11 protein-coding genes are annotated in these 13,870 nt (G+C 63.3%); 5 read left to right on the top strand and 6 right to left on the bottom strand.

Annotated elements, in window-relative coordinates; translation table 11 throughout:
* The first annotated feature begins 8 nt into the window (after window positions 1-8).
* From JHW38_RS11825 to JHW38_RS11805, 5 genes are all read left to right on the top strand, one after another.
* A complete protein-coding gene (locus JHW38_RS11825; RefSeq protein ID WP_207526097.1) occupies window positions 9-1,478 on the top strand; it encodes a methyltransferase domain-containing protein in 1,470 nt (489 codons plus the stop codon).
* A complete protein-coding gene (locus JHW38_RS11820; RefSeq protein WP_207526096.1) occupies window positions 1,475-2,401 on the top strand; it encodes a GDP-mannose 4,6-dehydratase in 927 nt (308 codons plus the stop codon). Before JHW38_RS11825 ends, JHW38_RS11820 begins: the two co-directional genes overlap by 4 nt.
* Complete coding sequence (gene gmd, locus JHW38_RS11815) at window positions 2,398-3,372, top strand: GDP-mannose 4,6-dehydratase (RefSeq protein WP_207526095.1); 975 nt, start codon at window positions 2,398-2,400, stop codon at window positions 3,370-3,372. Before JHW38_RS11820 ends, gmd begins: the two co-directional genes overlap by 4 nt.
* Before the next feature lie 3 nt (window positions 3,373-3,375).
* Window positions 3,376-4,404, top strand: coding sequence for a glycosyltransferase family 4 protein (locus tag JHW38_RS11810; protein WP_207526094.1), 1,029 nt, complete (start codon window positions 3,376-3,378; stop codon window positions 4,402-4,404).
* A 67-nt stretch (window positions 4,405-4,471) separates the two neighbouring features.
* Window positions 4,472-6,853: a glycosyltransferase family 4 protein gene (locus JHW38_RS11805; RefSeq protein ID WP_207526093.1), complete on the top strand. Its 2,382-nt coding sequence runs from the start codon at window positions 4,472-4,474 to the stop codon at window positions 6,851-6,853.
* 216 nt (window positions 6,854-7,069) lie between these two features.
* Here the strand turns inward: JHW38_RS11805 and JHW38_RS11800 are convergent, their stop codons facing one another.
* The 6 genes from JHW38_RS11800 to JHW38_RS11775 all read right to left on the bottom strand — a co-directional run bounded on the left by JHW38_RS11800 (window position 7,070) and on the right by JHW38_RS11775 (window position 13,867).
* Entirely contained in the window at window positions 7,070-7,930 is an 861-nt protein-coding gene (locus JHW38_RS11800) for a DUF4214 domain-containing protein (RefSeq protein ID WP_207526092.1), read from the bottom strand.
* Between the two features lie 286 nt (window positions 7,931-8,216).
* Window positions 8,217-10,469, bottom strand: coding sequence for a DUF7024 domain-containing protein (locus JHW38_RS11795; protein ID WP_207526091.1), 2,253 nt, complete (start codon window positions 10,467-10,469; stop codon window positions 8,217-8,219).
* A complete protein-coding gene (locus JHW38_RS11790; protein WP_207526090.1) occupies window positions 10,466-10,888 on the bottom strand; it encodes a GtrA family protein in 423 nt (140 codons plus the stop codon). Before JHW38_RS11790 ends, JHW38_RS11795 begins: the two co-directional genes overlap by 4 nt.
* Window positions 10,885-11,838 (bottom strand): WxcM-like domain-containing protein, encoded by a 954-nt coding sequence (locus JHW38_RS11785; RefSeq protein WP_207526089.1) that lies wholly within the window; start codon window positions 11,836-11,838, stop codon window positions 10,885-10,887. The genes JHW38_RS11790 and JHW38_RS11785 overlap by 4 nt, the downstream gene beginning before the upstream one ends.
* On the bottom strand, window positions 11,835-12,785 hold the full coding sequence (locus tag JHW38_RS11780) for a glycosyltransferase family 2 protein (protein ID WP_207526088.1): 951 nt from the start codon (window positions 12,783-12,785) through the stop codon (window positions 11,835-11,837). The genes JHW38_RS11785 and JHW38_RS11780 overlap by 4 nt, the downstream gene beginning before the upstream one ends.
* On the bottom strand, window positions 12,773-13,867 hold the full coding sequence (locus tag JHW38_RS11775; RefSeq protein ID WP_207526087.1) for a DegT/DnrJ/EryC1/StrS family aminotransferase: 1,095 nt from the start codon (window positions 13,865-13,867) through the stop codon (window positions 12,773-12,775). Before JHW38_RS11775 ends, JHW38_RS11780 begins: the two co-directional genes overlap by 13 nt.
* Window positions 13,868-13,870: the final 3 nt, after the last annotated feature.

The raw sequence follows: 13,870 nt of genomic DNA, 5'->3' as shown, positions 1-13,870 counted from the left end.
CGTTCGAAGTGAGCAGTCAACAATCATCGCTGGACAGCGCCGCGTTGATGGATGCCGTTCGCGCCGAAGCCGCGCGTACTGGTGCGCCCGATGGCGGGCGCGCGGCAACGCCGACGTCCCTGGACGAGATCATACGTTTCGTTGATGCGCAGGCCGGCAGCGGTAGCGGCCGACGCGGCCTCGCCGCGGCACCTTCCGCATCGGCAGCGCCGGCGCGGTGGAAGCCGCTGGCCTCGCGGATCGAGCCCAAGTCGCAATACGCATTGCACGAATTGCTGCCGATTCCGGATTCGGAATTCGTCGAGGCCGCTTATCGCTTCGTGCTCAAGCGGCCGCCGGACCCGGAAGGTTTCGACTTTTATCTCTCGCAACTGCGTGGCGGGCAGATGTCGAAGATCGAGATCCTCGGCCGCCTGCGCTGGTCGCCGGAGGGCATGGCACGCAGCGTTCACATCGATGGGCTGCTGTTGCCTTACAAGCTGCATTCGCTGGAGCGCAAGCGCGTGCTCGGCCCGATGCTGCGCTGGCTGCACGGCCTGGTCCGCATCGGCGAAATCCAACGCCGGCAGACGATGATGGACAACAACCAGGATCGCGAGATGCTGGAGTTGGGCCGTCACGTCGAGAGCAGCGTCTTTGAGGCTGCGGCCAAGGTCGAGTCGGTCGAATCGCGAATGGCGTTCTACGATTCGCGTCTTAGCGCTGAGTTGAACGACATCAACTCCTCGGTGCGCGGCTTGTCTCGCTATGTGGAGGACGCGGAAAACGAAAAGAGCGCGGCGGAGCGCTCGGAAAAGGCGCTGGAGCCCTTGTATGCTGCGTTCGAGGCCGCGTTCCGCGGTTCGCGCGAAACCATCATGCGCCGCTGCGAACCCTATGTAGCCTGGATGGACGAGTGCGGTGCGGGCAGCCAGGACGCACCGATCCTGGACATCGGTTGCGGGCGCGGCGAATGGCTCGAACTGCTCAAAGTCAAGAACAAGATCTGCAGGGGGGTGGACCTCAATGGCACCTTTGTTGAGCATTGCCGCTCGATCGGCCTGGAGGTGTTCCAGCAGGATGCAGTCGCCTACCTGCGTAGCCTGCCGGATGCTTCGCTTGGCGCGATTACATCCATGCACCTGGTCGAGCATCTGCCGTTCGAGGTCATGATCGCGTTGATCGACGAGGCGCTGCGGGTACTGCGTCCGGGCGGCATCCTGGCCCTGGAGACCCCCAACCCCGAGAACCTGACCGTTGGGGCGCACTGGTTCTACATGGACCCGACCCATCGCAACCCGATCCCACCGCTGACCTTGCGTTGGTTGGTCGAGGAGCGCGGCTTCGGCGTTTCCAGGATCGAGCGGCAAACCTTGGCGCGCGACTCCACTGCGCCGCCCAAAGTCGACGACAGCGTGCCCGGCGCGGCGACGATCAACGCACTGGTCGAGTTGGTCTCGGCGCCGACCGATTACACGATCGTGGGCGTGAAGGCATGAGCGAGCAAGGCGCTCCCGCGCGTTTGTTGTTGACTGGCGCGAGCGGCTTCGTCGGTAACCACCTGCGCCAGGCGATCGAGCGAGGCGAACTGGGCGCGGTCGAATTGCTACCCGGGCCGCGCGGCCTCGACGTGCGCGACGCGCAAGCGGTCGATGCGATGGTCGAGCAGGCGCGCCCGGATCAAGTGATCCATCTGGCTGCGCAAAGCTTCGTCCCGCGTTCGTTCGCCGATCCGGTGGAAACCTTTGAGATCAACGCGCTGGGCACTCTGAACCTGTTGCGCTCGCTGAGCCGCCGCGGTTTCGGCGGACGGATGGTGTACGTGAGCTCCGGGGACGTCTACGGCAAAGTCGCGGAAGCATCGATGCCGGTGAACGAAGATATCTGGCCGGCACCGCGCAATCCCTATGCGGCCAGCAAGGTAGCCGCCGAACAACTGTGCTTGCAATGGCACCGTTCAGAGGGCTTGGATGTGGTTGTGGCGCGCCCTTTCAATCATATCGGCCCGGGTCAGGCCCGGGATTTCGTGGTTCCATCACTGGCTCATCAGATCGCCCGCATCCGCGCCGGCCTCGCGCCGCCGCAGGTCCATGCCGGCGATATCGATGTGACGAGGGACTTCACGGATGTCCGGGATATCGTGCGCGCTTATGGCGAGCTGCTTCGCGCTGCCCGGTCCGGGGAGATCTACGTGGTCGGCTCGGGAGAGGAGCGCAGCATTCGTGGACTGCTGGAAGCGATGGCGAGACTGGCGCAGGTCCAGGTCGAGGTGGTCCAGGATCCGGCCAAGCTTCGTCCTTCCGAGCAGCGCCGCATGCGGGCCGATCCTTCCAAGTTGACTCGCGACACCGGTTGGCGGCCGCGCATCGACATCGACATTACTCTCAACGATATTTTGCAAGAGGCAGGAAACTCGCTGTGACCAACAAGAACGCACTCATCACGGGCATCACCGGTCAGGACGGTGCCTATCTTTCGCAGCTCTTGCTTTCGAAGGGATACAAAGTCCACGGCATCCTCGCCCGCCGCAGCACCGACACGCTATGGCGCCTGCGTGAACTGGGCATCGCCGATGAGGTCATCCTGCTTGATGGCGACCTGACCGATTTGTCGTCGCTGATCCGCGCCATGGAAGCATCCAAGGCCGACGAGGTCTACAACCTGGGCGCGCAGAGCTTCGTCGGCTCGTCCTGGCAGCAGCCGCTGCTGACTGCGCAGGTCGACGGCGTGGGCGCATTGAACGTGCTGGAAGCGGTGCGCATCGTCAATCCCAAGGGGCGTTTCTATCAGGCCTCCACCAGCGAAATGTTCGGGCTTATTCAGGCCGAGCAGCAGGACGAAACCACCCCGTTCTATCCGCGCAGCCCCTACGGCGTCGCCAAGTTGATGGCCCACTGGGCGACGGTGAACTACCGTGAAAGCTTCGCCATGCATGCGTCCAGCGGCATCTTGTTCAACCACGAGTCGCCGCTGCGAGGCATCGAATTCGTCACCCGCAAGGTTACCGATGCGGTCGCGCGGATCAAGCTCGGCTTGCAGAAGGAACTGCGCCTGGGCAACATCGATGCCAAGCGCGATTGGGGCTTCGCCGGCGACTACGTCGAGGCGATGTGGCTGATGCTGCAACAGGAACAGGGCGACGACTACGTCGTGGCCACCGGCCAGACCACCACTGTCCGGCGCATGTGCGAGATCGCGTTCGGCCACGCAGGCCTGACGATGGATCAACATCTGGTCATCGACGAGAAGTTCTTCCGCCCGGCCGAAGTCGACGTGCTGCTCGGCAACCCGGCCAAGGCGAACGCCAAGCTGGGTTGGCGACCCAAGACCTCGCTGGAGGATCTGATTGTCATGATGCTCGACGCGGACCTGCGCCGTCTTTCGCGCGGCTGACGTATGGGCATTCTGATCACCTCGGTCCAGGTTCCTTTCATCCGCGGCGGCGGAGAGATCCTGGCCGAAAATCTGCGCGAACAGATCGCACGACGCGGCTATCGTGTGGACGTGCTCACCAATCCATTTCGTTTTTCGCCCGCTTCCAGCGTGGAGGCGGCAATGAAGTGGTGGGGCGAGCAGGACCTTCAGCAGTTCTGCGCCAGTCGGGTCGACAAGGTGATTCACCTCAAGTTCCCGTGCTACGGCGCGCATCATCCCAATGCCACAACCTGGTTGTTGCATCAGTTCCGCAGCTATTACGAGCTGTGGGACGATGCGCAAGCGGCCGATCCGGAAAGTCGGCGCGTGCGCGAGTCGGTCCAGCGCTTCGACGCTGAGTCGTTGGCGCGGATCCCGGCCCGCTACACCATTGCGCGCACCGTTTCCGATCGGTTGCTGGAATACAACGGTCTTGAGTCGGTGCCGATCTATCACCCGCCCAAAGACGATGTGTTGTTCTATACCGGCGATTCGTTGCCTTATGTGTTCGCGCCATCGCGTCTGGAGCCGCTGAAGCGGCAGATGCTGTTGGTGGAGGCGATGGCCAAGGTCAAAGGTCGGATCCACGCGGTCATCGCTGGCGAAGGCGGCCACGAAGCCGCGCTGCGTCAGCGGATCGATGAACTGGGCGTGCACGATCGCGTGCGTCTGGTCGGGCGCTTGAGCGACGAGCGGATGCGCGCTTACTACGCCAACGCGCGTGCGGTGTTCTTCGGTCCTTATCGCGAGGACTACGGATACGTCACCCTGGAAGCCATGCTGGCCGAGAAGCCGGTGATCACTTGCGAGGATGCCGGCGGGGTGCTCGAGTTCGTGATCGATGGGGCTACCGGTGCGGTGACCGAACCCAAGGCCGAGCAGGTGGCCGAGGCGATCGAGCGCTACGCCGCCGATCCGGACATGGCGGTTGCGCACGGGCGTGCCGGGCGCCAGCGCTATCGGGACATGCGCATCTCGTGGGATGCGGTATTGAACGCCGTTTTGGCCTGAGCGCAGCGCAGGCCGTTTCTTCGGGAGTCTGTTTGCAATGAGTGCGGTTTCGCCGAAAGGCAAGAGCATGAGCATCGCCTTGGTGGCACCCAGTTCCGTTCCTTTCGTCATCGGCGGCGCCGAGAATCTGTGGTGGTCGTTGTTGCGCCACATCAACGAGAACACGCAGCACCGCGCCGAGCTGATCAAGTTGCCGTCGCCGGAGTCCGACCTGCGTTCGCTGGTGGACAGTTATGCGGCGTTCTCGCGGTTGGACCTGTCGCACTTCGACCAAGTCATCAGCACCAAATACCCGGCGTGGATGATCCGCCACCCCAATCATGTGGTCTACCTGCAGCATCGTCTGCGCGGTCTCTACGACACATACCACTTTTGCGGCCTTCCCGACGATCTGCCTGCGGACGCGCCCGCGCAACTGCGTGCGCTGTGGGACTGGATGCCGACGATCCGCGGTCGCCGCGAGGGCCTCGGTACATTGCTGGCGGCGCTGCGCGCGGTGGCCGAGGTCGACGGGTTCGCGCCGTGGCTGGGGCTGCCGAGCCCGTTCGTACGCCGTGCTGTGCACACCCTGGATTCGATCGGGCTGGCGACCACGCAAGTCGCCCGCTACGCAGCGATCTCCAAGACCGTGGCGCGGCGCGAGGACTATTTCCCGGCGGGCGCCTCGGTGCACGCGGTGAGCCACCCCAGCGGCCTGCCCGTGGCGCCGTCCGGGAGATACGATTATTTCTTCACGGCCAGCCGCCTCGACGGCCCCAAGCGCATCGAGATGATGGTGCGGGCGATGGCCTCGGTGCGCGGCGAGGTGCCGTTGGTGATCGCCGGTACCGGCCCGGAGGAAGCGCGACTGAAGGAACTGGCCAAGGGCGATCCGCGCATCCGCTTCGTCGGCTACGTCAACGACGAGGCGCTCTCCCGCTGGTACGCCGATGCGCGTGCGGTGCTGTACGTGCCGTACGACGAGGACATGGGACTGATCACCTTCGAAGCGATGCAGGCGGCCAAACCGGTGGTGACCGTCCGTGACGCCGGCGGTCCCACTGAATTTGTCGAAGACGGCGTCAACGGCTTTTGCGTCGACCCAGAGCCAGCTGCGCTGGCGCGGGCGCTGCAGGCGTTGGCCGATTCGCCGGAGCTGGCCCAGCGCATGGGCCAGGAAGGTTTGCGCCGGGTCGCTGCGGTGAGCTGGGACAAAGTGTGCGAAGCGCTGATCCACGAGCCCGAATCCGCTGCGCAGGCCGGACGCGGCTCCGACGGGCGCAAACGCATCACGATACTGAGCACGTTCCCGAGTTACCCGCCCAAGGGCGGCGGCCAGGCCCGGATCTATCATCTATGGCGGCGGGTGGCGCGATTGCACGACGTCACCATCGTCGCGCTCGGTCCGTCCGACTCGCCGGGCTCGGATGCGTTCGTCGCCCCCGGCCTGCGCGAGATCGTGATTCCCAAAAACGCCGAGCAGGACCGTCACGAACAGGAGATTTCGGCCTCGGTCGATTGGGTCCCGTGTGCGGACGCCGCCTTCGCGCTGGCGCCGGAACTCGCGCCGGACTATGCGCGCGTCGCCGTCGAGCACGCGGAACGTTCCGACATCGTTGTGGCGTCTCATCCCTACGCTTATCCGGCCGTGCGCGACGCACGGATCGGCGAGCTGTGGTACGAGGCTCACAACGACGAGACGCGGATGAAAGCGTCGATGTATCCGGCAACAGCACAGGGCGAGAAGCTGGTGCAAGCGATCGACGCGATAGAGCGCGAACTGTGCGAGCGCTCTCAACGGATCGTTTGCGTGTCGGAATCGGATTTGGACTCGTTGTCGCAGCGCTACCGCGCCGATCGCGGCAAGTTCTTCATCGCCGCCAACGGCGTTGACTTGGATTCGGTGCACTACCGCGACCCTGAACAGCGTCGTGAACTGCAACAGCGCCTCGGACTCGCTGACCGGACCGTGGCGCTGGTACTGGCCAGTTGGCATGGCCCAAATCTGGAAGCAGTCGAGACGATCCTGGCGGCCGCGCCCTCGTTCCCGGATGTGGATTTCGTGGTCGTAGGAAGCGCGGGTGGCGCGTTCTCAGAGCGCGAGCTGCCGCAAAACGTAAGCATGGTCGGTGCGGTCAGCGACGAGGAAAAGGATCTTTTGCTCGGGTCGGCCACGGTCGCGCTGAATCCGATGACCTCCGGTGGAGGGAGCAACTTGAAACTGCTCGACTACATGGCCTCCGGTGCGCCGGTATTGACCAGCCAATACGGTCGACGCGGCGTGGCCGGGGCCGACGAACTGCTATGGCTCTACGACGACAGCAGCGAGTCGTTCGTGCGCGAGCTGCGCGCATTCTGCGCCACGCCCGAAGATCAGCGCCGAATTCGGGTGCCGTTGGCGCGAGACTACGTCGAGCGGAATTTTTCCTGGTCGATCATCGCAGGCGAGGTGTTGCGACGCATCGTCTGAGTGTTGACTCCGACGACGTCCGGTGGCGTCCAGGCTAGCCGCAACTTGGGGCAGCGTAACGTACGGGTGTGCCGAGTGCGTCGTGCCGATGTCTGCATTCCCGGCAGCGATTCGATGGTGGCCGCGCTGCCGAATCGGCCGCGTGTTAAGGCAAACGGAAGGCGTCGTGCTGACGCCTACTGATCGGCCCCGAACGCAAACGGGGCGGCGCCGCGATTATTCGTTGGCGGCGCGCAACGTGGCCAGGATCGCTTCGCGCGGAATGCCCGAAGCCAGCTTTTCGAGGTAGTGAGCCCGTCCGCCCGGATCGGCTTCGCGGTGCAGAATAGTGCGATAGGCTTCGTCGATGAAGACCTCGTCGTTGTCGACGCGCAGCAACGGATCGGGGCGGCGATGCTCGATCTTTCGGCCGATGGCCTGGAACAGCCATCCATCGTGATGGGCGATACGCAGGACCTCGAAGCCGGCATCGTTGAGCGCATGGGTCAGGCTGAGCTCGGTGAAGCCGTTGTAATGAAAATCGCCGTTATAGCGTTGGGTGCCGAACATGCATTGCAGCAGTGTATCTTGAGCCTCGGGCGTCTGTCGGTCGGGCTCCTGCAGCAGCCGCGCGAGTGCGATCACGTCGGGCACGCGTACTTCCAGCAAGCCGTCGGGCTTGAGCACCCGGTTCCATTCGCGCAACGCGGTCGAACAGCAGTCGCGGGGGACGTGCTCGAGGATGTCCTGGGCCAGCGCGTATCCGGCGTAATTGTCGGCCAGCGGTTTTAGGTTGGTGATGTCCGCGACGATGTCGGGGTGGTGGAAGTCGTGCAGATCGACGTTGACCCAGCCTTCGCGCACGTCCATGCCGCAACCCAAGTTCAGCCATGGCCCTTCCGGCGGCGCCGGCAGAGCCTCGGTCGGCTCGTCGATGGCGGTCTGGTCGGGCAGCGTTTCGACCGATTCGTTGGCGTCGATTCGCTCGGGCGGCGGCTGGGCAAGCTCGGTTTCCGCGGGTCGCGGCGGCAAAGCCGGCTGCGGCACCTCGGCTTGAGGCGGCGAAAGAATTCGCTGCAAACGACTGACGATGCCCATTCGCTGATCCTGCTGTCGGGATGAGCTAGTTTGGCTTATCTGCCGTGAATTCGCAGCTTCCGCGGCCGGCCGGGGCGCACCGGCGAGAATCTGGCTTCTGGCCGTGTGCCGCGCTGGCGTCGGAATCGTGCCAGAAGCGGGCCGCCCTTGGAAAGGGCGGCCACAGCCGCGTCTTGCGGCAAAGCCCGGCCGGGAAGAATTCCCCGCGGCAGCAGTCGCCTCGTTCGCAACGAACGCGGGGACGCGAAGCCGCTGCAGCATAGGCAGCGGCAATCGCTAGTTCGCGCTACGGCGCGTACTTCTCGACGTGCAGGCGCATCAGGCCCAAGCCCAGCTTGCGTCCGTCGTCGTTGATGCCCAATTCGCGCGGAGAGATCGGCTTGCTCGGGATGATCTCGATGGTGCGGACCGATTCGCCCGCAAGGTCGACGGGCAGACGCAACTGCGTGGGCTCGTCCCCAGCCCGTAAGCGGTGGACCTGCGATCCGATCTTTACGCTGAAGTCCTGATTGACGGACTGGAACGCACGCAGAGTCAGCGCTAACGTGAATTTGTCGGGCAACGGGCGGGACAAATCGATGCGTATGGTCGGAGCGAGGTTGCCATCCGACCACCGGCCCCAGGATTCCACGGGCGACATTCCGTTCACTGCGCTAACGAACTTCGGCAAAGAGCTCTTGGAAAAGATCGCCGCCTGGGCGAAGGCCGCAGCGCTGTCGTCCGTCGTAGCCTTTCGCGCGCCTTGCCCATCGGGTTTGATCTTGAAGAAAACTATCTCATCGTCGTCCCGGATCAACATCGATTCGGCGCCGAATTTCTGCAGCAAGGTATCGACCAACGCATTCGCATTGTCCTCGAAGCCGCGGCGGTCGATGTAGATGCCTGCGAACCCCATCCGCTCGATCACCGCGAGCTGTTGCTCGATCGGCTTGCTGGCAAGATTCCGATAAAACACGTCTCCGTGGCGGCCGCGCATGCCCGCGTAGCTCCAATGAAGCGACTTGGACTGCAGGAAGCCCATCGCCAGCTCGTAGCCCACAAGGTTGTGGACGGGCGGCGGCTCCGGGAACGGCATGTAGGGCAGTTGATAGATCGCGCTGCCGGGCGGCAGGGCCTGTTCGATCGAGTTGACGAAGCTGCGGTCGGAATCGAAGGCTTGCTTGTTCTGTACGTTGCACGAACGGCAGACCGGGGTCGTCTGGTCGTACAAACCGAGCACGCTTAGGACGATCGCGGCGCCGGCCAGGGCCGCGCTGATGCGAGCCGGCTTCAAATAGCGATGCGCAAGCAACTGCAAAGCGATGAAGAACGTGGTGATCGAGCCGAAGGCGATGAATATGCTGATCCGGTTCCAACTGCGCAGCGAGGGGGAGAATACCGCGGAGAAAATGACTCCGAATCCCCCGATGGTTCCGAACATGAAGAGTATCGCGGTCAACAACGTCAGGAAGTTCAGGCGTTCGTCGACCCTTCCTCCGGCGAACTTGACCAACGCCAGAATGCAGGAAATACCCAGGCCGAGCGAGGCGAGCAGCCCCATCGACGCGATGAAATTCTCGTTCACCAGCGGGAAGGCCGAGTTGTACTTGTCCGCGATCTTGGCCAGGCTCGGGACGCGATGGCCCGCTCTCGGCAAAACCAGTTGGGCGAACTTGAGCGCGTAGTGTTCGCTCTGCACCGCCGATCTCGACACCGCTTCCGGGTTCACGCCGTTGATATGGCGGTTGACGAGGCTGGGCGTGAGATTGAGGAGGGCGCCCGCGGCGACCAGCGTTGCTGCGGCGACGGCGGGCAGCATCGATCGGAACTGTCCGGTCTTGACCCAGGCGGCAAGGCCGGCCACTGCGAGGATGACGATTCCGAAGAAGGCGTAATAGATGCCGAATGACGCCAGCAGAATGAAACCGACGGTCATCCCGGCGATTCCCAGCCAACTGCGGCCTTTGAAGATCCGAACGGGGCCGCCGAGATAAATCCGCAAGCCTGCGTAGAAGAACAGCGGCGCGACGAAGTACCAGTTGTAAAACAGGTGTCCGAGCCTGAGGAAGTGGAACGAGGCGAAGGCATAGAGCACCGCAGCGCTGATAGCCAGGGGCCTGGACAGGTCGATCGAACGCAGTACGCAGAAAGCCGACACGAAAACCGCGGAAAAGCTCAACAAATAGTAGAGATTGACGGCGGAGTAGAAGTTGCCGGTAATCGTGCCCAGCAGCTTGAGGATGAGGAGGTTGCCGGCGTCGGAATTGGGATAGTCGAGAAAATTCGATCCGAACGGATAGCCGCTGCGGGGGTTGTCCGATATCCAGCCTTCGATGACGCGTTCCACCATCCAGTAGTGGCTCAGCGCGTCTCCGACGTAGGTATAAGGATACTGGGTGTTGGGCACCAGGCCTTCGGGCCAGCCCGACATCAAGACGCTGGCGAGAAAGAAGCAGAAAACCGCTCCCGCGGCCCACCACGGCCATTCGCCTACAAGGACCCCGAATAAAGGCCTTGGGCCTGAAAAGGTGTTTGGCATATCGGTTGGGGGAGCTTTCATTCACTTTCCTCTTGCGTGACAGTCCGTCCGGAAGACTTGCTGCTCCGGCCGAGCACGAATTTGTTCATCACATAGGTTGCGGGGATCATCGCTGCGGTCACGATCAGCGGCCCGACCGATTCGCGGATCCGCAGGAACTCGACCAGCACCGCAAGCAGTGCGGCCGATGCGGCGTACTGAACCACGTAGACGATGGGGTACGACAGCAATCCCTTCCACGACAGCGGCACCCGGAACACGATCGTCGCGTTGAACCAGTAAGCGAACAATACGCCGAGCACGTAGGCGATCAGGTACGCGGTCTGGTAGGACACTATCGTGTTCAAGGCCAGATAAAGCGCGTAGGTGAACGCGGTGTTCGTCGCGCCTCCGATCAGGAAGCGCAGCCAGCGCCTGGTCTGAAAGCGCGATTCGCTCATCGGCGGGCCGGATCGGCGTTGGCCAGTTCCAGGAACTCGGAATAGTTGCGGATGTAGTCGTCGGCCTCGTACGGATGCGACGCGAATACCAGTAGCACGGCATCGCTGGAATACTTGTACTGGATGCCCCAGGTCATGGCCGGCAGGTAGATGCCCTTGTCCGGCGAATCCAGCAGCACTTCGCAGCGCGATTCGCCGTCGTCGGCCACGACCGCGCAACTGCCTTTCACGCAGATCAGGAACTGTTCGCAGCGGTGGTGCGCATGCTCGCCACGCGTCTTTTCGCTGGGGACGTCGAACACCAGGAAGTAACGCTTGGGCTCGAATGGGATATCCCTGGGGAATTCGCCGACGGTCAGCGCGCCGCGCATGTCCTGGACCGATTTGAAGCGGTGCACGGTCACGCCCTTGACGCCGACGGAGTGCGTCGCAGGGCCGTTGTCGGGGAGGCTTTCCACGGGCTTGCCGCCGGGAGTCGCGGCATTCTCGACGTAGCCGGCGATGCGAGCGGGCGAACCGTAGACAATGGCGTAGGGCGGAACCGATTTAGTCACCACGGCGCCTGCGCCGACCATCGCGTAACGGCCGATCACCACGCCCGGCAAGATCACCGCGCCTCCGCCGATCGAAGCGCCGGCTTCGATACGGGTCTTCAGGAATTGATCCGGATAGACCTTCGAACGCGGGAATTTGTCGTTGGTGAAAGTTACGTTGGGTCCGATGAATACATCATCGTCGATGTGGATTCCGTCCCACAGATAGACGCCGGACTTGACGGTCACGCGATCGCCGATCACGACGTCGTTTTCGACGAAAGTGTGGGCGCACAGATTGACGTCGGTACCGATGCGCGCGCCGGACAGGACTACGGCGGACTGCCATATCGTGGTGCCGGCACCGATCTGGGTCGACTGCACGTCTGCGGTTTCATGGATCTTGACGTTGTTCATTGCGCTTCCTGATCGTTGGCGTGTTGCATGCAGACCACGGCCAGAGGCCGTTGCTTGCTGTTTTCGTACCCGCGCCATGCATAGGTTCCGACCAAGCCGAGCCCGAGCAGATTGAGCGTGCCGAAGAACAGCACGACCAGCATGGTCGCGGCATAGCCAGGCACGGTAATGTGGCCGCTGATCGAGGCGATCAGCACCATCGCGCCCAGCATCAGCGACAGCGCCGATCCTGCAGCGCCTGCACGAATCAACAGCTTTATGGGGTAGTCGGTGAAGGCGAACACGCTATCCATCATGTATTCGACCTTCTTGCGCAGCGTCCATGCCGATTTTCCGTGTTCGCGCTCGAGCCGCTCGTAGCTGACGAGCTTGCGTCGGAAGCCTAGCCAAAAGATCAGCGCGATCAGGGACGAGCGCGATTCTTCCAGGCGCAGCAACTGGTCGCGGAAAGCCTGGTTGCAACCGAACACGTCCACGCCGCCCTCCGGCATCTCGCGCACCACCAGACGGCGATACAGCCCCCAGAAGATGTTCGAGGCCATTCGCGACATCAGGGGGTCCTTGCGTCCGGTGCGTGTACCGATGGCCACGTCGCACTCGTCCGCCCGCAATGCCTTGAAGAAGGCTATCAGCAGCTCGGGCGGTTCCTGAAGGTCGGCGGCCATGACGCCGAAATAGTGGCCGCGTGCGGCGGCCAATCCGGTGCGGATAGCGGGAAACGATCCGAAATTGCGCGAATGGACCAGCAACTGGGCCGGAAACTCGAGTCCGTCAAGCGCTGCGCGCAACAATGCGTAGGACTGGTCCGGACTGCCGTCGACGACGAGTACGGCTTCCATCTTCCCGTCCAGCGCTCGATGCATCTCGGTCAGCGCCTGCAGCAACTGCGGGATCGATCCCTCGTTCTTGTAGACCGGGATGATCGTGCTGAAAGTTACGGCCGCCATGAGTTGACGCTCGCGACGACCTGATCGACTTGCGCGTCGGTCATTTCCGGATAGCAGGGCAAGGTCAGGATTTCCGTCGCCAGACGCTCGGTATTGGGCAGGTGGACGTCGGCATAGAGGTCGCCGAACACGGGCTGGCGGTGATCGGGGATCGGGTAGTGGATGTCGGACGCGATACCCTCAGCGCGCAGGTGCTGACGCAGCGAATCTCGCTGCGCGCTGCGCAAGACGTACAGATGGCCGACGTATTCCGGCCCTGCGGCGACTGGCAGCTGGATCTGCGGGTGGCGGATGCCGGCGTTGTAGCGCGCGGCGATTTCGCGCCGGCGCTCGTTGCCGGCATCCAGGCCCGGCAGGAACGCCGACAGGACCGCGGCCTGCATTTCATCGAGCCGGGTGTTGCGCGCGCCGGCGAATTCGACCTTGTACTTGTCGGTCCAGCCGTACTGACGAAGGCGACGAATGCGTTCGGCGATGTCGGCATGGCGGGTGGTCACCGCTCCGCCGTCGCCGAGGGCGCCGAGGTTCTTGGTGGGATAGAAGCTGAAGCTGGCGGCGTCGCCGAAGGTGCCGACCATGCGGCCGTCGACCCGCGCGCCGTGGGCTTGCGCGCAATCCTCCAGCAGTTTTACGCCGCTGTCGGCGCAACGCTGGGCGATCTGGAGGATTTCCGGTGCGGCCAAGCCGTAGAGGTGAGTCGCCACGACGAACCGGACGCCAGCGGCGATCGCCCGCTCTACTTCGATGAGCGTGATGTTGCGGGTATCCGGATCGACGTCGAGAAAGAACGGTTGGGCGCCGATAGCCTGCGCCGCAGTCGCGGTGTACATGCTGGCGTTGGCGACCGTGGCAACCCGGTCGCCGGGACCGACGCCGAACGAGCGCAGCGCCAGCTCGATTGCGTCGGTGCCATTGGCCACGCTGATGCAATGCTCGGTGCCCAGGTATTGTGCGAAGGCCGATTCGAATTGCTTCACTTCGGGGCCAAGCACCAGCCAGCCACTGGCTACCACTCGCTGGATCGCCCCGGTGATCGCCTGCTCATTGGCCTTGATGCGGGCGGAAAGGTCGTTGATTTGCATGAG

This window comes from Lysobacter enzymogenes (assembly GCF_017355525.1).
Taxonomy (GTDB): domain Bacteria; phylum Pseudomonadota; class Gammaproteobacteria; order Xanthomonadales; family Xanthomonadaceae; genus Lysobacter; species Lysobacter enzymogenes_C.
Note: the sequence above shows the minus strand (reverse complement) of the source record. Positions and strands in the feature narration are given on the sequence as shown.